Annotated in this window: 19 protein-coding genes, 1 pseudogene and 1 riboswitch; of the genes and pseudogenes, 5 read left to right on the forward strand and 15 right to left on the reverse strand. The window is 68.0% G+C overall.

Translation table 11 applies throughout. The features are described from left to right. Positions 1–21: 21 nt before the first annotated feature. Entirely contained in the window at positions 22–852 is an 831-nt protein-coding gene (gene rsmI / locus ACIPRS_RS07935; RefSeq protein WP_192202040.1) for a 16S rRNA (cytidine(1402)-2'-O)-methyltransferase, read from the reverse strand. A gap of 215 nt (positions 853–1,067) precedes the next feature. Between rsmI and ACIPRS_RS07940 the strand changes: the two are divergent. The 3 genes and pseudogenes from ACIPRS_RS07940 to ACIPRS_RS07950 all read left to right on the forward strand — a co-directional run. Further along, a pseudogene (locus ACIPRS_RS07940) lies at positions 1,068–2,333 on the forward strand (penicillin-binding protein activator); the annotation flags it as partial. Beyond that, positions 2,323–2,712, forward strand: a complete 390-nt coding sequence (locus tag ACIPRS_RS07945; RefSeq protein ID WP_446538158.1) for a YraN family protein — start codon at positions 2,323–2,325, stop codon at positions 2,710–2,712. The pseudogene ACIPRS_RS07940 and the gene ACIPRS_RS07945, both read left to right, overlap by 11 nt. Before the next feature lie 29 nt (positions 2,713–2,741). Further along, on the forward strand, positions 2,742–4,130 hold the full coding sequence (locus tag ACIPRS_RS07950; protein ID WP_446538159.1) for an FAD-binding oxidoreductase: 1,389 nt from the start codon (positions 2,742–2,744) through the stop codon (positions 4,128–4,130). Between the two features lie 138 nt (positions 4,131–4,268). Here ACIPRS_RS07950 and thiL read toward each other — a convergent pair whose 3' ends face one another. The 12 genes from thiL to ACIPRS_RS08010 form a co-directional block, all read right to left on the reverse strand. Further along, positions 4,269–5,222 carry a thiamine-phosphate kinase gene (gene thiL, locus ACIPRS_RS07955; protein WP_446538160.1) on the reverse strand — a complete coding sequence of 318 codons (954 nt, stop codon included), beginning with the start codon at positions 5,220–5,222 and terminating at the stop codon, positions 4,269–4,271. Between the two features lie 7 nt (positions 5,223–5,229). Further along, positions 5,230–5,481 carry a helix-hairpin-helix domain-containing protein gene (locus ACIPRS_RS07960; RefSeq protein WP_337731528.1) on the reverse strand — a complete coding sequence of 84 codons (252 nt, stop codon included), beginning with the start codon at positions 5,479–5,481 and terminating at the stop codon, positions 5,230–5,232. 1 nt (position 5,482) lies between these two features. Beyond that, positions 5,483–5,950 carry a transcription antitermination factor NusB gene (gene nusB, locus ACIPRS_RS07965; protein ID WP_446538161.1) on the reverse strand — a complete coding sequence of 156 codons (468 nt, stop codon included), beginning with the start codon at positions 5,948–5,950 and terminating at the stop codon, positions 5,483–5,485. Between the two features lie 22 nt (positions 5,951–5,972). Continuing rightward, positions 5,973–6,440, reverse strand: a complete 468-nt coding sequence (ribH, locus tag ACIPRS_RS07970) for a 6,7-dimethyl-8-ribityllumazine synthase (protein WP_192202046.1) — start codon at positions 6,438–6,440, stop codon at positions 5,973–5,975. Between the two features lie 65 nt (positions 6,441–6,505). Then, positions 6,506–7,600 carry a 3,4-dihydroxy-2-butanone-4-phosphate synthase gene (ribB, locus tag ACIPRS_RS07975; protein ID WP_446538162.1) on the reverse strand — a complete coding sequence of 365 codons (1,095 nt, stop codon included), beginning with the start codon at positions 7,598–7,600 and terminating at the stop codon, positions 6,506–6,508. Beyond that, complete coding sequence (locus ACIPRS_RS07980) at positions 7,597–8,208, reverse strand: riboflavin synthase (RefSeq protein ID WP_337731531.1); 612 nt, start codon at positions 8,206–8,208, stop codon at positions 7,597–7,599. Before ACIPRS_RS07980 ends, ribB begins: the two co-directional genes overlap by 4 nt. A 139-nt stretch (positions 8,209–8,347) precedes the next feature. Further along, a riboswitch (FMN riboswitch) is annotated at positions 8,348–8,494 on the reverse strand. A 156-nt stretch (positions 8,495–8,650) separates the two neighbouring features. Further along, positions 8,651–9,412, reverse strand: coding sequence for a class I SAM-dependent methyltransferase (locus ACIPRS_RS07985; protein ID WP_446538163.1), 762 nt, complete (start codon positions 9,410–9,412; stop codon positions 8,651–8,653). 9 nt (positions 9,413–9,421) lie between these two features. Further along, positions 9,422–10,519 (reverse strand): bifunctional diaminohydroxyphosphoribosylaminopyrimidine deaminase/5-amino-6-(5-phosphoribosylamino)uracil reductase RibD, encoded by a 1,098-nt coding sequence (ribD, locus tag ACIPRS_RS07990; RefSeq protein ID WP_446538164.1) that lies wholly within the window; start codon positions 10,517–10,519, stop codon positions 9,422–9,424. Between the two features lie 3 nt (positions 10,520–10,522). Next, on the reverse strand, positions 10,523–11,035 hold the full coding sequence (locus tag ACIPRS_RS07995; RefSeq protein WP_446538165.1) for a GNAT family N-acetyltransferase: 513 nt from the start codon (positions 11,033–11,035) through the stop codon (positions 10,523–10,525). Between the two features lie 3 nt (positions 11,036–11,038). Then, positions 11,039–11,575, reverse strand: a complete 537-nt coding sequence (nrdR, locus tag ACIPRS_RS08000; protein ID WP_192202052.1) for a transcriptional regulator NrdR — start codon at positions 11,573–11,575, stop codon at positions 11,039–11,041. Between the two features lie 6 nt (positions 11,576–11,581). After that, on the reverse strand, positions 11,582–12,835 hold the full coding sequence (glyA, locus tag ACIPRS_RS08005; protein ID WP_446538166.1) for a serine hydroxymethyltransferase: 1,254 nt from the start codon (positions 12,833–12,835) through the stop codon (positions 11,582–11,584). 149 nt (positions 12,836–12,984) lie between these two features. Beyond that, positions 12,985–13,473, reverse strand: coding sequence for an RcnB family protein (locus ACIPRS_RS08010; RefSeq protein ID WP_337731536.1), 489 nt, complete (start codon positions 13,471–13,473; stop codon positions 12,985–12,987). 215 nt (positions 13,474–13,688) lie between these two features. Between ACIPRS_RS08010 and ettA the strand changes: the two genes are divergently transcribed. Next, positions 13,689–15,356 carry an energy-dependent translational throttle protein EttA gene (gene ettA, locus ACIPRS_RS08015; RefSeq protein WP_062357777.1) on the forward strand — a complete coding sequence of 556 codons (1,668 nt, stop codon included), beginning with the start codon at positions 13,689–13,691 and terminating at the stop codon, positions 15,354–15,356. Between the two features lie 274 nt (positions 15,357–15,630). Here the strand turns inward: ettA and ACIPRS_RS08020 are convergent, their stop codons facing one another. Next, entirely contained in the window at positions 15,631–15,840 is a 210-nt protein-coding gene (locus ACIPRS_RS08020; RefSeq protein ID WP_446538167.1) for a hypothetical protein, read from the reverse strand. A gap of 285 nt (positions 15,841–16,125) precedes the next feature. Here ACIPRS_RS08020 and ACIPRS_RS08025 point away from each other — a divergent pair, with 285 nt between their 5' ends. Next, complete coding sequence (locus tag ACIPRS_RS08025; protein ID WP_446538168.1) at positions 16,126–17,208, forward strand: methyl-accepting chemotaxis protein; 1,083 nt, start codon at positions 16,126–16,128, stop codon at positions 17,206–17,208. A 15-nt stretch (positions 17,209–17,223) separates the two neighbouring features. On the opposite strand, the gene ACIPRS_RS08030 is transcribed toward ACIPRS_RS08025, so the two are convergent. Next, positions 17,224–17,547: a Rieske (2Fe-2S) protein gene (locus ACIPRS_RS08030; protein WP_446538169.1), complete on the reverse strand. Its 324-nt coding sequence runs from the start codon at positions 17,545–17,547 to the stop codon at positions 17,224–17,226. Positions 17,548–17,582: the final 35 nt, after the last annotated feature.

Here is a 17,582-nt window from a genome sequence, read left to right on the forward strand (position 1 = left end):
AACGAGGCTTGCGCCACGCCATCAGTCTTCCGCCTTCATTCCGTACAGCGCCTTGCGCGGCGCGCCGGTGATCTCGGCTGCCAGCTTGGCGGCCGCCGATGGCGGCAGGTGCGCGTTGAGCAGGGCGTAGACACGGCGCCCTTCCACCAGTTGCGCACTTTCATCGTCCGCAGCGCCCTGCACCATCACCACGAACTCCCCCTTACGCTGGTTGTCATCGGCATCGACCCGCGCCTGCAGCTCGGCGAGCGTGCCATCCAGCACGGTCTCGAACAGCTTGGTCAGCTCACGCGCGATCACGGCAGGACGGTCTGCGCCAAAGGCCATGCCCATGTCCGCGAGGGATTCGGCGATGCGGTGCGAAGACTCATAGAACACCAGCGTGCGCGCCTCGCCCGCCAGGCGCTGCAGCTGCTCCCGCCGCGCGGACGCCTTGGCAGGCAGGAAGCCTTCAAACGTGAACCGGTCACTCGGCAGCCCGGCCACGCTCAGCGCCGCGATCGCCGCACACGCGCCCGGCAAGGGACTGACCTTGATGCCCGCCGCACGCGCCGCACGCACCAGGCGGAAACCGGGATCGCTGACCAGCGGCGTGCCGGCATCGCTGACCAGCGCCAGCGAGTCGCCGGCCAGCAGGCGTTCGACCACGCGTTGCGACAGGGCGTCCTCGTTGTGCTCGTGCAGCGCCAGCAGGGGCGTGGAAACACCGAAATGCGACAGCAACTGGCCGCTGCGCCGGGTGTCTTCGGCGCAGATCGCCGCGACGTTGCGGAGTGTCTCCAGCGCGCGCGGCGTGAGGTCGCCGAGATTGCCGATCGGCGTGGCGACGATGAACAGGGTTCCGGCAGGCATTCCAGTGGGGCTCGATGGCTGAGGGTAGAATCGTAGCCGGTTCCCCTGCCCGATCGCCGATGCCGCCCATGAACCCGCCTGTTGCAAGCATGCTTTCCGTACGCATCCGCCCCGCAAGGGCCCTGCTCGCGCTGCTGCTGGCCGCGTTGCTGGCCAGTTGCGCCACCACGCCCGGCGCCGGCCCCACCGCATCGGCAGTGCGTTTTGCCCCGGCGTTCGGCAATGCCGCGGCGCTGGCCCGGCAGGATGCCACCCTGAGCGGGCAGGCACGCAGCGACAATGCGCGCGAGATCGACCGCCTGCTCGCCACGCTGGACGATGCCACGCTCGCTCGCGACGCCGCCGCATTGCAGGCTGGCGATCCGCTGTACAACTTCGCCGGTCGCGCGTTGCAGCGCCGCGACCTGCCGCTGCCGCGCCCGTTCGACCGCGGCACGCAATGGCATTTCGATGCGGGCAACCGCCCGCCTGCGGATGCCGACGGCTACCGCCCCCCCATGAAAGTGGCCGTCCTGCTCCCGCTGTCCGGCACCCTCGCCACCGCCGCCGCACCCGTGCGCGACGGCCTGCTGGCGGGTTACTACGGCGAACACCGCCGCCGCCCCGAAGTGCAGTTCTACGACACCACCGGCACGGCAGCGGGCGCGACCACCGCATACGCGCGCGCAGCGGCCGAAGGCGCCGATTTCGTGATCGGCCCGCTCGGCCGCGACGAAGTCAGTGCGCTCTTCCAGCAACCGCAGCTCGCTGTCCCGATGCTGGTGCTGAATCGCGGCGTGGTGGCACCGCCGGACGGCAAGGCCGGCTTCTCGCTGGCCCCGGAAGACGATGGATTGGCCGCCGCGGAGTATCTGCTGGCGCGCGAGCGCCGCATGGCGCTGATCATCGAGGGCAGCGACGACAACGGCCGCCGCGCATCCCAGGCGTTCCGCGAGCGCTTCAGCGAACGCGGCGGCAAGGTCACGCGGGTGATCAGCGTGGCGGAAACCCCCGGCGACCTGTCGACCATCCTTGCGACCGCTTCGCAGGAGGGCGTCGATGCGGTCTTCCTGGCCGTGCGCGGCAGCACGGCGCGCGTCCTGACCCCGCAACTGGCGCTGGCCGGCCTGGGCGGCAAGACGCGCGTGGGCACTTCGCAACTGACCTCGGGCACCGGCAAGCCGGTGGAAGACATGGCACTGGACGGCATCGCCTTCCCGACCGAAACCTGGACCTCGCGCGGCGTGCCGGCACTGCCCGCCGCCAGCGTGACCGGCGAACGCGTGCCGACCGCACGGGGTGCTGCCGCACGGCTGTTCGCGTTCGGCTATGACGCCTGGCTGCTGACGGCCTATCTGGAGAAGTTGGCGCTGGGGGCGAACACCGAGATCCGTGGCGCCACCGGGCGCCTGCAACTGGACGGCTTCGGCAACGTAGTGCGCACGCCCTCGTGGTCGGTGTTCAGTGGTGGCCAGGCCGTGCCCGTGGCGGATGGCGGTTGACCGCCGGAAACGCGGGCAAGCCGTCGAAGCAGCGGCGCGCGAGTTGCTGCGCCGCGCCGGCCTGACCGATCTGGCTGCCAACGCCCTTTACCGCGGCGGTGAACTGGATCTGGTGATGCGGGACGCCACGCGCCCCGGCACGCCGACCGTGGTGTTCGTGGAAGTGCGCTACCGCCAATCGCAGCTCTTCGGTGGAGGCGCGGCATCGGTCGATGCCGGCAAGCGCCGCCGCCTGGTGCATGCGGCCCTGCGCTTCCTCCAGGACCACCCCGCACTCGCAGATGCCCCCTGCCGGTTCGACGTGATCGACGCGCAGGGTGATCCTGCCGCACCCCGGCTCACCTGGATCCGCGACGCATTCCGCGCCGACGAAACCTGAGCCGTGCACGCCGCGCCTACAATGACGGCGTGAATCCGTCCTTGCCCACCGAACTGCACGAAGCCCTGTCCACGCGCCTGGGGGACAGCTGGCTCACCGGCGATGCCTGCGGTCCTTATGGTGGCGACGATTCGCGCCAGTGGGCCATGCCGTGGGCCGTTGCCCTGCCGCGCACGCACGAAGACGTGCTGGCCCTGGTGCGCGCATGCCGTGCGCATCGCGTTCCCGTCGTCGCGCGTGGTGCAGGCACGGGCACCACCGGCGCCGCCGTGCCTGCACAGGGCGGCGTGGTGGTCTCGTTCTCGCGCATGGACCGGATCATCGACATGCGCGCTGCCGACCGGTGCGTGGTGGTGGAACCCGGCGTGCTTAACGGCAACCTGCAACAGGCACTCGCACCCCATGGCCTGTTCTGGCCACCCGATCCGTCCAGTGCCGACCTGTGCAGCGTGGGCGGCAACCTTGCCACGAATGCCGGCGGACCGCGCGCGGTGAAGTACGGCACCGCACGCGACAACGTGCTGGGGCTGGTCGCCGTGACCGGTGCGGGTGAACTGATCCGCTGCGGCGGCGCCTACACCAAGGACGCGACGGGTTACGACCTCACCCACCTGCTCGTCGGCAGCGAGGGCACCTTGGCGCTGATCGTGGAAGCAACCCTGAAGCTGGCGCCGCGACCACGTGCGCAGGCCGGACTGCGCGTGCTCTATCGCGACGCCGCCACGGCCGCGGCGGCGGTGTCGCGCATCATGGCGCGCCCGGCGACGCCGACCATGCTGGAATTCATGGACCGCAGCGCCCTCGCGTTGATCCGGCGCAACGGCAGCGATGTGCCCGAGGCGGGTGCGATGCTGCTGGTCGAAGCCGACGGCGATGACGACACGCTGCCGTATTCGCTGCAGGCATTGGCCGACGCCGCCGAAGGCGATGGCATGCTCACGCTGGATGTCGCGCAGGACGGTACCGCGCGCGACCGGTTATGGGCCGCACGGCGCGCCCTGTCGCCAGCGCTGCGCACCATCAAACCCGGCAAGATCAACGAGGACGTGGTGGTGCCGGTGTCGCGCATTCCGGATCTGGTGGCGGCAATGGAAGCACTGTCGATCGAGGCCGCGCTGCCGATCGTCGTGTTCGGCCATGCCGGCAACGGCAACCTGCACGTCAACATCATGTACGACGACGGTGACGCCGCCGAGACGGCACGCGCGCATGCGGCCTTGCCGAAGGTCTTCGCGCACGTGCTGGCGCTGGGAGGCACGCTGTCCGGCGAACACGGCATCGGCCTGAGCAAGCGGGATTTCATGGCGGATGCGTTCAACGTGGCGACGCTCGACGCGATGCGTGCGGTCAAAGCCGCGCTCGACCCCGACGACATCCTGAACCCCGGCAAGGTCCTGCCACCGCGGAAGCCCGTGTAGGAGAGACGCGAGTCGCGACCGTGCGCCATGCGCGCCGGGAAAGCCACCGACAGACTTCTCCGTTCCCTCTTGCGCTTGATGCCGGGCCACGAACGTCGACGACGTGCGGTCGCGACTCACGTCGCTCCTGCAACTGCCTCAACGCTCAGCGAAATGGTCGTAACCGCGGCGCAGCGACGACCATGGTTCGCCATCGGAACGCATGGGCTGCACCCCCTCGCCTGCCACGATGCGTCCTATCCGCGTGACCCGCAGATCAAGCTGCGAGAACACGGCGTCGATGCGTTCACGCGCATCGGCAGGTGCGGTGAAGCAGAGTTCGTAGTCGTCGCCGCCGCTGGCCTGCAACGGCACACGCGTCGCCCCATCGAACGTCGCCATCAACGCATCCGACGCCGGCAACGCGTCGATGTCGACCTGCGCGCCCACGCCGCTCCGCGATGAGATATGGCCGAGATCCGCCAGCAGCCCGTCGGAAACATCGACGCAGGCGGTAGCAAAGCCCCGCAGCGCGCGCCCCACTTCCACGCGTGGCGTGGGACGATCCAGCCGCGCACGCAGCGCATGAGCCGGTTCGCGGTCGAGCAGCGCCAGGCCGCCCGCCGCATCGCCAAGCGTGCCGGTGACCCAGACGTCATCGCCAACGCGCGCGCCATCCCGTCGCAGGGCATGGCCGGGGTCGACCAGACCCATCGCCGTCACGGAGATGGACAGCGGCCCGCGCGTGGTGTCCCCGCCGACCAGCACGATGCCGTAGCGTGCGGCCAGCATCAGGAAACCATCAAGGAATCCATCGATCCATGCCGCATCGGATTGTGGCAACGACAGCGACAACGTGCACCATGCGGGTTCGGCACCCATCGCGGCGAGATCGGACAGGTTCACCGCCAGCGCCTTCCAGCCGATGTCGGCCGCTGCGCTGTCTTCGGGAAAATGGACGCCGGCATTCAAGGTGTCGGCGGTGACGACGAGCTGCAAGCCCGGCGGTGGCGCCAACAGCGCAGCGTCGTCGCCGATGCCGAGCACGATGTCGGCGCGCGTCCCCGCGCGGGCACGGATGCGGGCGATCAGGTCGAACTCGCCGGCACTCATGGCGGCGTCAGGCGCGCGATCGCGCGAAATCGACGGCGGACTGGATCGCCGCACGTGCCTGCGGGCTGTTCTTCCAGCAACTGGAACCGGTCAGCCCTGCGGCACTGGCGACGATCTCCGATGGTTCCGCGGCGGCCAGCTGGCGCAGCGAAGCAATGCCCATCTGTTCCAGCCGCTGCACGACAGCAGGGCCCATCCCCTTCAACGCGAGCAACGCATCGCGCTCTTCCAGGGGAAACCGTGTGTCGCCGCCCGACACGTCAGCGCCGTGCCTGCGCCTCGGTGGGGCGCCATGCCACGGCCGCTTGGTCGAGCACGCCGTTGATGTACGTGTGCCCGTGTTCGGAACCGAAACGCTTGGCGGTCTCGATGGCTTCGTTCAGCACCACGCGGTACGGCACGTCGATGCGGTGGATCAACTCGTAGGCGGCGATGCGCAGCACCGCGCGCTCGATGGGGTCGACCTCTTCGACCGTCCGGTCGAGGAACGGAAGCAGCGCCTCGTCCAGCGAGGCGCGATGCTTCACCACGCCGCGCACCAGGTCTTCGAAATACTCGAGGTCCGCGATCTCGTGCGCCTGCTCATGGGCGAACTGCGCGATGACCTGCCCCACTTCGCCACCCGACATCTGCCACGCATAGACAGCCTGCAGCGCGCGGCGGCGCGCACGGGCACGCGTGACCGGATCGACGCCGTCCTTGCGGTGGGATTGATGATGTCGGCTCACGTCTGCTCCTGCGATTCTTGGGTTACGGCAACTGTTCCAGCAACTGCGCCATCTCGATGGCGGCCAGTGCGGCCTCTTCGCCCTTGTTGCCATGGCTGCCGCCGGCGCGTGCCTCGGCATCCTCGATCCTTTCCACCGCCAGCACGCCGTTTAGCACGGGCACGCCGGAATCCAGCTGCACGCGCATCAGGCCTTCAGCGCAACCATCGGCGACGTGCTCGTAGTGGCGGGTGTCGCCACGGATCACGCAGCCCAGCGCGATGATCGCCACGTGGCGCCCGTCTCCGGCCAGACGCGCGGCGGCGACCGGGATCTCCCACGCTCCAGGCACGCGCACCACGTCGATCGCCTCTTCGCCCACGCCGTTGCCGGCCAGGCTCTGGCGCGCGCCGGCCACCAGCACATCGGTGATGCGGGGGTTCCAGCGGCTGGCGATGATCGCGAAGCGGGCGCCGTCGGGCGCGCGCAGATCGCCTTCGTAGTGGGACATGGCGGGTTCCTTGGGGGTGGGAAAGTCTAACAGCCGGGCGCGGTGACGGGTCCGCCCGGTGGGGATCAATGCTGGACGTACTCCACCACGTCCAGTCCGAATCCGGCCAGGCCGACCTGCCGGCGCGGCGTGCCCAGCACCCGCAACCTGCCCAGGCCCAGGTCGGCCAGGATCTGCGCACCGGCACCGTTGCGACGCCACTGGCCCACGTCCTTGGCGTTGGCGCGCACTTCGGGCTGCTTGCGAAGCCGCGCCAGCAGCGCCTCGGCGCTGCGGGGTTCGGCCAGCACCACCATCACGCCCTGCCCTTCGGCGGCGATCGCCCGCAGTGCGTCCGTGGCGTGCACCCCGAAATCGTCGCGCCGCCAGTGCAGCAGGTCGCTCAGCGGGTTCTCCACCTGCACCCGTACCAGCGTGGGCGTGGCCGCCTCGGGCGTGCCGCGCACCAGGGCGAAGTGCAGGTCATGGGCGATACGGTCGCGGTAGGTCACCAGCCGGAAAGGACCGAACTCGGTCTCGATGTCGCGCTCGTCGATGCGCTCCACCGTGTGCTCGGTGGCCAGCCGGTAGGCGATCAGGTCGGCGATCGAGCCCATCTTCAGCCCATGCTCGCGTGCGAACACCTCCAGCTGTGGGCGGCGCGCCATGCTGCCGTCGGGGTTCAGCACTTCGACCAGCACGCCGGCCGGTTCCAGCCCGGCCAGCATCGGCAGGTCGCTGGCGGCTTCGGTGTGCCCCGCGCGCGTCAGCACGCCGCCGGGCTGGGCGATCAGCGGGAAGATATGCCCGGGCTGGCTGAGGTCGCTGGGCTTCGCATCCGGCCGCACGGCCGTACGCACGGTGTGAGCGCGGTCGTACGCGGAAATGCCGGTGGTGACGCCTTCCGCTGCTTCGATGCTGACGGTGAAGTTGGTGTGGAACTGCGCGGTGTTGGTCTGCACCATCGGCGCCAGGCCCAGCTGCGTGCAACGTTCGCGCGTCAGCGACAGGCAGACCAGGCCGCGCGCATGCGTGACCATGAAGTTGATGTCGGTCGGCTTCACCAGCTCGGCGGCCATGATCAGGTCGCCTTCGTTCTCGCGGTCCTCGTCGTCGACGATGACGACCATGCGGCCGTTGCGGATCTCTTCCAGCAGTTCGGGAATCGGTGCGAAGTTCATGCGGCGTCTCCGCCAGCGCGCGCGCCCAGCAGGCGTTCGACATAGCGGGCCACCAGGTCGATCTCCAGGTTCACCGCATCGCCGACGGCGGTCTGCGAGAAGGCGGTGTGCGAGACGGTATGCGGGATCAGCGCGACCTCGAATCCCTCGCCATCCACCTCGTTGACGGTCAGGCTCACGCCATCCACGCAGATCGAGCCCTTCTTCGCGATGTACTTCAGCAGGGGGGCCGGCGCGCGGAAGCGCCAGCGCTGCGCACGCGCGTCCTCGTGCACCGACAGCACCCGGCCGACACCGTCCACATGCCCGCTGACCAGGTGGCCACCGAGGCGGTCGGTGGGGCGCATCGCACGCTCGAGGTTCACCAGTGCGCCTTCGCCCAGGCCACCGAGCGTCGTCAGCGACAAGGTCTCGGTGGACGCATCGGCCTGGAAGCTCGATGCATCGAACGCGATCACGGTCAGGCACACGCCATTCACCGCGATGCTCTCGCCGAGCTGCACGGCGTCGAACGGCAGCGTGCCGACGGCGACGGTCAGGCGGACGTCACCGCCCAGCGGCTGCAGCGCGGCGATGCGGCCGACGCCCTCGATGATGCCGGTGAACATCAGCACACCTCCGGCAGGAGGACGGGGAACGCAAAGGAAATCGTGGAAGGCATGGAACGTCTCTCGCTTGAACAGAGCGGAGACGCCTCCGGGCGCGAAGGCAGGCGCACGACGCCACGCTCGCGCATGGCATCGGCGATGCCGTCTTCTTTCATCCGGACTATGACCGTCGGCTCCGGCATCTGACCGGATCTGCTGACCCTTCGGTGGGACCGAAGGCGCTCGCGGGCTCGTCGCTGGGCGACCTACCGCCGGTGGGGAATTGCACCCCGCCCTGAAGACGTCGTTGGTGGTATGCCGGCGAACCGGCCGGGGCATTCTAACGCCTCGATCCGGCGAAGGCCCTGAACGCAGCGTTCCGCGCCACTGCAGGAGGGGCTTCAGCCCCGATGCTTCCGGCGCCACCGCGGACGGAAACGGCCGGTCGGGGCTGAAGCCCCTCCTACACGGCCTTCCTGCGCAGGTGCAGGATCAGCGGCCAGCGCATGGTGCGGACGCGCTGCGGATCGCCCCAAACTTCGGCCAGGGCCGGTGTATGGGCGTAGACCGGATCCTCGCCGGTCGCGGCGCGGTAGCTGCCGGTCGCCGACAGGCTGCCGAAGTAGCCCAGCAACGTGGGCAGGTTCCATTCGGCGGTCAGCCACAGGCGTGGCGTGGGTACGGCCTCGAACGGCCACACGTAGTCGCCGTACCCCATGTCCACGTCGGCGCGTTCGGGCGGCCAGTAGGGGTCGATATCGTCGCGGACCTTTTCGGCCACCTCGGCCAGATCGTCTTCGAAAATGATGTCCTGGTAGGTCCAGGCGGCCAGCACGCCGCCTGGCCGCAGCACGCGGTCGCAGGTATCGAAGAAGCGGTAGCGGTCGAACCAGTGCAGCGCCTGCGCGACGGCCACCAGGTCCACGCTGAGGTCCGGCAGGCGGGTGTCTTCGGCCGGTTCGACCGCCAGGCTGACATTGGCGACGGCGCGCTCCTTCGCCCAGTGGCGCTCGATCTGCGCCGCACTGGGGTCGGTGGCGTACACATGGGCGAAGTGCGCCGCCAACCCGCGCGTCGCCTGGCCGCTGCCGCAGCCGGGCTCCCAGACCCGCGCATTGGCGGGCACGGCCGACGCGATCGCCTCGTACAGCGCCTCGGGATACGTGGGGCGCGAAGCGAGGTAGACATCGGCGACGCCGGAAAAATGATCCTTGAAAGCCACCATGGCGGGCGGTCAGCGGGCAGGTTGCAGCAGGAGGCGGTGATCTTCGCCAATCATGCGGCTGTCGACAATCTCCAGCTGCAGGCGGTCCGCCATCGCCTGGATGCCCAGTCCCCCGAACAACGGCCGGGCCTGGTCGCCCAACAGCATCGGCGCGACGTACAGCAGCACCTCGTCGGCCAGCCCGGCGGCGAGGAACGCGCCGGCCAGCGTGGCGCCCGCCTCGGCATGCACCTCGTTGATGCCGCGCGCGCCAAGCAGCTCCAGCACCGCCTTCAGATCGAAATTGCTGCCCGTCGCCGGCGCCACCACGCGCTGCACCGCCGTGTCGCGCGGCGGTTTGGCATCCGCGGCATGGACGTACAGCGTGGGGGCTTCGCCCTGCCGCACATTGCCGCGCGCCACCGTCGCCAGCCCGGGGTCCAGCACGACCCGCAGGGGCGGCTCGAACACCGTGTCATCCCCGAAGCGCACCGTCAGCGACGGATCATCCGCCAGCACGGTACCGGCGCCGGTCAGGATGGCCCCCGCACGGGCGCGCCAACGCATCACGTCGCGGCGGGAGGCTTCGCCACTGATCCACTTGGAATCCCCGTTCGCCATCGCCGTGCGGCCATCCAGGCTGGTCGCCAGCTTCACCCGCATCCAGGGCCTGCCGCGTTCGACGCGCGACAGGAATCCACGATTCAGGCGCCGCGCCTGCGTCTCCATCAGTCCGGACTGCACGGCGATGCCTGCCGCGCGCAGCCTGTCGAAACCGGCACCATCGACCTGCGGGAAGGGATCGCGCATCGCCGCCACCACCCGGACCACACCCGCCGCGATCAGCGCATCCGCGCACGGGCCCGTGCGACCGGTATGCGCACACGGCTCCAGGGTGACGTAGGCCGTCGCGCCCTTCGCGCGCTCGCCCGCCGCCTGCAACGCGAACACCTCCGCGTGCGGCCCGCCGGCTTTCTGGTGCCAGCCTTCACCCACGATCTCCCCACCCTGCGCGATCACGCAACCCACCATCGGGTTCGGACGCGTGGTGTACGCCCCGCGTTCGGCCAGACGCAACGCTCGCGCCATGCAGGTGTGATCCAGGGAGGAAAAAGCGAATTCGGTCATGCGTCATCCACGCGGCACGTCAGGGGCATGTGAACCAGTATGCGCCACGCGCTGCGCGGGCCGGATGGACATGACCACCACCGGTGTCCCATGCAGCGACGTGCACTCATCGACCTGCCAGCCCAGCGAGGTGTAGAAATCCTCATGCCACAGGGTGAACAGCCGGAGCACTGCCACGCCTTCCTGCGCAGCGTGCGCAACGGCGGCATCCACCAGGACCCGTCCACCGCCACGACCGCGCGCCTCCGGCAATACGAACAGGCTGCCCAGCCAGGGACTGCCGCGATCCTGCAGCGCCGGCGCATCCTCCAGCAGCAGACTGACAGACCCCAGCAGCGCCCGGTCATCCATCAGCAACAGCGTCGTCGGCACCGACGTGCGCGCCGCGTGATCCTCCAGCTCATCGGTGGCCGCCTGCAGGGTCCAGTCGTCGTACAGGCCGCCCCATTCGGCGTGGTGCCACGCGGCGAGCGCAGGTATGTACTGCCGGTGCCGACCGATCCAGTCGATGTGCACGAATCAACGCTTCTTGTTCTTGTCCGCGTGCTTGTCGAACGGCACCACATCACCGCCCAGCAGCGAGAGCTGGCCGGCGCCCGCAGGCAGGTCGCGCTCCAGCTTCTCGATCTCCTCGCGGAAATCGGCCACGTCCTCGAAACTGCGGTAGACCGAGGCGAAGCGCACGTAGCCCACATGGTCGAGCTTCCGCAGCTCGTTCATGACGAACTCGCCGATCTTGCGCGAGGCGATCTCGCGCTCGCCACTCATGCGGATGGCATGGATCACCGCGCGTACGGCCGCTTCGATCTGTTCTTCGGATACCGGCCGCTTCTGCAGCGCGCGGTCGAAGCCGGCACGCAGCTTGCGCGCATCGAAGGTGTCGCGGCGGCCATCGCCCTTGATGACCGCCGGCAGCTTGATCTCGATGTTCTCCAGCGTGGAGAACCGCTCCCCGCACGCCTCGCACTCACGGCGACGACGGATCGTCGCGCCGTCCTCGGATACGCGCGAATCGATCACGCGGGTATCGGTGTGCTGGCAGAAGGGGCAGTGCATCGTCGATCAGCCGTAGACGGGGTACTTCCGGCACTGCGCGGTCACGTTGTCCCGCACCTTCGCCAGCACGGCCTCGTCGGTCGGCGCGTCCAGCACATCGCAGATCCAGTTGGCCAGGTCGATGCAGTCCTGCTCGCCATAGCCGCGCGTGGTCACCGCCGGCGTACCGATGCGCAGGCCCGAGGTCACGAAGGGCTTGCGCGGGTCGTTCGGCACGGAGTTCTTGTTGACGGTGATGTGCGCCTTGCCCAGCGCCTCTTCCGCATCCTTGCCGCTGACGTCCTTGCCGATCATGTCGACCAGCATCAGGTGGTTTTCGGTGCCGCCGGACACGATCTTGTAGCCGCGCGCGATGATCGTCTTCGCCATCGCCTGCGCGTTCTTCACCACCTGCGCCTGGTAGTCCTTGAATTCCGGCTCCAGCGCTTCCTTGAAGGCCACGGCCTTGGCCGCGATGACGTGCATCAGCGGACCGCCCTGGATACCCGGGAAGACGATGCTCTGCAGCTTCTTCTCGATCTCTTCGCCCGCACCCTTGGCCACGATGATGCCGCCGCGCGGACCGCGCAGCGTCTTGTGGGTGGTCGAGGTGACCACGTGGGCATGCGGCAGCGGATTCGGGTAGACGCCGGCGGCCACCAGGCCTGCCACGTGCGCCATGTCGACGAACAGGTAGGCGCCGACCTTGTCGGCGATGGCGCGGAAGCGCGCCCAGTCCACCACTTGCGAGTAGGCGGAGAAACCGGCCACGACCATCTTCGGCTTGTGCTCCAGGGCGAGCTTCTCGACCTCGTCGTAATCGATCAGGCCCTGGTCGTTCACGCCGTACTGGATGGCGTTGAACAGCTTGCCCGAGGCGTTGACCTTGGCGCCGTGGGTCAGGTGGCCGCCGTGGGCCAGGCTCATGCCCAGGATGGTGTCGCCGGGGTTCAGCAGGGCGAAGTACACGGCCTGGTTGGCCTGGGAGCCGGAATGCGGCTGCACGTTGGCGTAGTCGGCGCCGAACAGCTGCTTCACACGGTCGATCGCCAGCTGCTCGGCGATATCCACGTATTCGCAACCGCCGTAATAGCGCTTGTGCGGGTAGCCCTCGGCGTACTTGTTGGTCAGCACGCTGCCCTGGGCCTCCAGCACGCGGGGGCTGGCGTAGTTCTCGCTGGCGATCAGCTCGACGTGATCCTCCTGCCGGCGCGCCTCGTTGGCGATGGCCTGGGCCAGTTCGGGATCGTAGGTTTCGATGCGGGCGTCGCGCGGGAACATCGGGTCTCCGGGGCAAGGTCGGTCGGGAGGGCCGATTGTAGCCCGCCCGGGACCCCACGGACGAAGCGCCCTCCCGGTCCCGCTTGCCCACCGCCGGGAAAAGAAAAGCGCGCCGAAGCGCGCTTTTCGGTCACACCCGACCTGGGGCGTCAGTGATGCAGCAGCAGGTCCGCGATGATGCCGGTGGCGATGGCCACCATCAGCATGTTGCCGCGGTCGTCGCGGACCCAGTGGTAGCCCCGGGGCGGGCGGCGCAGATCGTAGTAATCGTAGTCGTTCACCACGTACACCGGGCCACGGTAGTAGTCGCGGTAACGCTGGCCCTTCGCCCAGCGATGGTAGCCGGGCGCCGGGCGGTAGACCACGCGCGGCGGTGCGTAGTAGCGGCGGTCGTCGTAACGACGGCCATCGTGGTAGCCGTGACGGTACGCCTGGCGCTGATCACGGTAGTCGCGACGGTCATCGCGGCGGTCTTCGCGCCAGTCGCGGCGATCATCCCGCCGGTCATCCCGGCGGTCGTAGTGGTGCGAACGACCCCGGTCGTGGCCGCGATCATCGTCGCGCGCCAGCACGGGAGCGGTGACGGCGAAGGCCAGGACGGCGCAGGCCATGCTCTGGAAAATGCGCTTGGTATTCATGGAAACCCCTCTGTGTGGCACGTGAGTCCATGATGCGGATCGCATCTGAACCGATTCCCGCTGGAAAACGGTTACGGCTGTGTCAAAGGCGGGTTGGCGAAACGTATTCAGCCAGCGGTCGGGCGAGCCTTAGCGGCTATAATCGCCGCATTCCCAATTTGCCTCCCCGCCCGCCGTCCCCGGCCGGGCGCCGGGGCCTGCGTACCGGAGCCTGCATGTCCTCGCAATACATCTACACCATGAACCGGGTCAGCAAGGTGGTCCCGCCCAAGCGGCAGATCATCAAGGACATCTCGCTGTCCTTCTATCCGGGCGCCAAGATCGGCCTGCTGGGCCTGAATGGCGCCGGCAAGTCCACGGTACTGAAGATCATGGCCGGCGTGGACAAGGATTTCGAGGGTGAGGCCCGCCCGCAGCCCGGTATCAAGGTCGGCTACCTGGCGCAGGAGCCGGAGCTCAACCCTGAACACACCGTCCGCCAGGCCGTCGAGGAAGGCGTGGGCGATGTGCTGCAGGCGCAGGCCGCCCTCGAAGCCGTGTACGCCGCCTACGCCGAAGAAGGCGCCGACTTCGACGCCCTGGCCAAGGAACAGGAGCGTCTGGAAGCGATCCTCGCCGCCGGCGACGCGCACACACTGGAAAACCAGCTGGACGTGGCCGCCGACGCGCTGCGCCTGCCGCCGTGGGACGCCATCGTCGGCAAGCTGTCCGGCGGCGAGAAGCGCCGCGTGGCGCTGTGCCGCCTGCTGCTGCAGAAGCCGGACATGCTGCTGCTCGACGAACCGACCAACCACCTGGATGCCGAGTCCGTCGAGTGGCTGGAACAGTTCCTCGCCCGCTACACCGGCACCGTGGTGGCGGTCACCCATGACCGTTACTTCCTCGACAACGCCGCCGAATGGATCCTCGAACTCGACCGCGGTCGCGGCATCCCGTGGAAGGGCAACTACACCGACTGGCTGGTGCAGAAGGACGAGCGCCTGAAGCAGGAAGACAACCAGGAAAAGGCCCGCCAGAAGGCGATCCAGAAGGAACTTGAATGGTCGCGCCAGAACGCCAAGGGCGGCCGCTCCAAGGGCAAGGCGCGCCTGGCACGTCTGGAAGAACTGCAATCGGTCGACTACCAGCGCCGCAACGAGACCAACGAGATCTTCATCCCGCCGGGGGAGCGACTGGGCAACAACGTCATCGAGTTCAAGAATGTCTCGAAGAAGTTCGGCGACCGCCTGCTGATCGACAATCTGAGCTTCCTGGTCCCGGGCGGCGCGATCGTCGGCATCATCGGCCCCAACGGCGCGGGCAAGTCGACGCTGTTCAAGATGATCACCGGCCAGGAAAAGCCGGATTCCGGCACCATCACCACCGGTCCGACCGTGCAGCTGGCGTACGTGGACCAGAGCCGCGAGAAGCTGGAAGGCAACCACAACGTCTTCCAGGAGATTTCCGGCGGCCTGGACATCCTCAACATCAACGGCGTCGAGATCCAGTCGCGCGCGTACATCGGCCGCTTCAACTTCAAGGGCCAGGACCAGCAGAAAATGGTGGGCTCGCTGTCCGGCGGTGAACGCGGCCGCCTGCACATGGCCAAGACGCTGCTGCAGGGCGGCAACGTGCTGCTGCTCGACGAACCGTCCAACGACCTGGACATCGAAACCCTGCGTGCGCTGGAAGACGCGCTGCTGGAGTTCCCCGGCAACACCTTCGTCATTTCGCATGACCGCTGGTTCCTGGACCGCATCGCCACCCACATCCTCGCCTTCGAAGGCGACTCGCACGTGGAGTTCTTCCAGGGCAACTACCGCGAGTACGAGGAAGACAAGAAGCGTCGCCTGGGCGAAGACGGCGCCCGTCCGCACCGCCTGCGGTTCAAGGCGCTGAAGTGACGTGTTCGCGCGCACAGATGCGTGATCGCCTCTGACCTTGCCCAACGAGAACGCCGGCCCTGTGCCGGCGTTCTCGTCTGCGATCGGTCACTGCGTTCGACCTGCAAATGTGCGGCAATCGAATGCAAGGTGGGGTACTACCCTCCGGCGGAGGTCGCCATCACCACTGCCACCGCTACCCCCACTACCACCTGGATGACAACGAAGAAGAGCCCACAATCCAGAAGGCCGCGCAGCAGCGATTTCCAGCGCGCATACGGCTGAAACAGCTGCATCAACGAAAAGATGCCGTAAACCGTCCCGGGACCCAGCGTTGCAGAAGCAGCGCGATCGACCAGAAGACAAAGGTCTGGACGGTCAGGAAGGCCGCTATCACCAGCCATTCCGGGTAGTTCAGCGAACCGACGCGGTGAAAGGCCAACCGGAACGCCACTGCTTCGAACGGCAACAGCAGCAACGTCGCAGCCGCGAAATAGGCGTTCATCCAATCGCCGATCGACTTGGACGTGGTCGCCAACGCGGACGGCGATGCAGTTGCTCGCGTCGCCCATGCCGGTCTCCTGTCCGTGGTGCGCGGATTCCAGGCAAGCGTCGCGCATGCGTCCAACACGCGACGCCCGGCCGCCCCATCCCGGGGAAATCGCGCACCGCGACGGTGCCGATTAAAGCGCTCCGCTTGCGCGCCGATAGCGCCTCAATACGGGGAGCGACTTCACGCTGCCGCATTCTGGCGCCGTGTTGCCCCGCCCCCTTCCCCACAAGGAGCTCCATGAACGCATGCGCTGTCGCCCCCGTGCCCGACGCCGGCATCGACGACCACATCCAGTCGGTATCGGGACTGTCGGATTCCTTGCTGAAACAACTGCGTCAATCGCTGCAGAAGATCGACGAGATCAACCGCATCACCCGCATCATCTCGATGAATGCACGCATCGAGGCCGTGCGTATCGGCAGCGCCGGACGCAGCTTCGGCGTGATCGCCGAAGAGATGGACACGCTGTCGCGACGGGTCAGCGACACCGCGCAGGAAATCGACCGCATGGCGGGTCGCACCAGCACCGATCTGCGCGAGCGACTGGACCAACTGCAGACCGACGTGCGCCGGACGCGGCTGACGGACCTGGCGCTGGCCAACATCGACCTGATCGACCGCAACCTGTACGAGCGCAGTTGCGATGTGCGCTGGTGGGCTACCGATGCGGCGATCGTCGCCGCCGCACACGACCCGCAACCGGCCGCGCTCACGCATGCCAGCCAGCGGCTCGGCCAGATACTGGATTCCTACACCGTCTATTTCGACCTCGTGCTCACCGACCTGCAAGGCAATGTGCTGACCAATGGCCGGCCACGCCAGTACCCGTCCGCAGGCCACTCGGTCGCGCAGCAGGAATGGTTCCAGTCCGCCATGTCCACGCGCAATGGCGAAGAGTTCGGCTTCCAGTCCATGCATGCGAGCACGCTTGCGGGCGGTGAGCGCGTACTGGTTTACGCCTGCACGGTGCGCGAAGGCGGTCGCGTACAGGGGCGCGTGCTGGGCGTGCTCGGCATTGTGTTCCGATGGGACGCACTGGCGCAGACCATCGTGGAACGGACGCCATTGTCGGAGGTGGAATGGCGCCGTAGCCGGGTCTGCATCGTCGATGCGCAGGGCCGGCTGCTGGCCGACACGCAGTCCGGCGCGGATGCCTCGCGACTCGATTTTCCTGGGCATGCATCCCTGTTCGCCCAGCCCCGTGGCGCGATCGACGTATCCATCGAGGGCCGCGCCCATTGCGTGGCACAGGCCGCGTCACCCGGCTACGAGACCTACCGCACCGGCTGGCATTGCGTGATCGTGCAAGGCGTCGACTGACGCCAGCAGCGCGGCTCAGTCCAGCCACACCTCGCCGTCACGCACCTGCACGGCGACGGCGCACAGCGAATCGCCGCGGCAGGGCCCGGCGACACAGTCACCGCGTACGAGTTCGAACGAGGCACCGTGGGCGGCACAGACAAGGTGGCCGTTCTTGCTCTTGAGGAATTGACCAGGCGCCCAGTCCAGCCGTCTGCCGGCGTGGGGACAGACATTGAGCCATGCGCGCACATCGCCGCCATCGCGATGCAGGATCAACGACTCGGCATCGTCGCCGATCACGGCTTCAACCTCGGCGAAACCGCCGTCGGCGATGTCATTCAGTGCGCTCAGTCGCATGTCGCTTAACGAAGTCCTCACACGGTCATCAAACG

It is taken from the genome of Pseudoxanthomonas sp. LARHCG66, assembly GCF_052871755.1.